Here is an 870-nt window from a genome sequence, read left to right as displayed (position 1 = left end):
CCGGCAATCCAGTCGTTGACCGCTCGAGCTACGTGAGTGTTGTGACTTGCGGCCCATGAGGGATCGTTGGATGCGGACGTGAAGGCGATCATCGGTGTGTGCCGGATGCGGGCGTGACGGTCGCGCCAGTGCAGGACCATCAAGCCGGCTTTTTTGGCGCACTTGGATGGTCTGGTCGCGAGGGACGCGTCGGGACCACCAGACCCCGTGGACGGTGAGGTCGTTCTCTCGCAGGCTGACGCCGCTGAAAACAACCCACCGCACAGCGAGCGGTATGACGACCGCGAAGATGACGATGAAGACCAGCTGCTCGTCGAGCGCGAGGCCGGGCTTCCATACTGTCGCTGCCGGCACGCAGATCAGAGCTGCGGGCAGGAGTATGCCGAAACGGAGCTGGATATTCGGGCGAAACCGCACGAGCGCTGATTTTAGGGGGCGCCCGCCCGTTCGTCGTTCCGCACAGGGGTCGTTCAGTGGCCGGTGAGCGGGCGGGTGCTGCTCTCGCCCGCGCTGTGCGTCGCGGCCCAGAGCAGGGCGGCACCGGCGGCCCCCGTCGGTCTGTCGCGTGAGGCGTCAGCGAAGTCTCCGTTTCTCGACCGCATCGCCACAGGCCGCGTGTCCACAGCGCGTGACGCTCCGGCTGCGGATTACGGCTAGCAGCTAGCGAACGCCGCGGGCACGCTCGTAGCACCGGTAGAGCACGATCGCGCCGACGGCTGACACGACGAGTCCGATCAGAAAGCCCACGAGCAGGACCGGGCTGAGTTGGCCCCCGGTCTGATCCAGGTCCGCACGAACGCCGGCCTGAAACCCCGACACCGAGCAGAGGAAGGCGATCACGACACCCGACGCGAGCAGGCTCACGCCCTT

Annotated in this window: 2 protein-coding genes; both read right to left on the bottom strand. The window is 66.7% G+C overall.

The window, feature by feature from the left end; translation table 11 throughout:
* Positions 1-417 (bottom strand): hypothetical protein (locus C5B95_RS17755; protein WP_219813866.1); only part of this gene is annotated, 417 nt, incomplete at its 3' end.
* Between the two features lie 243 nt (positions 418-660).
* The coding region (locus tag C5B95_RS17015) for a hypothetical protein (RefSeq protein WP_181068126.1) at positions 661-870 on the bottom strand (210 nt) is incomplete at its 5' end.

This window comes from Rathayibacter sp. AY1A7 (assembly GCF_002930845.1).
Taxonomy (GTDB): domain Bacteria; phylum Actinomycetota; class Actinomycetes; order Actinomycetales; family Microbacteriaceae; genus Rathayibacter.
This window is presented reverse-complemented; position numbering and strand designations above follow the sequence as displayed.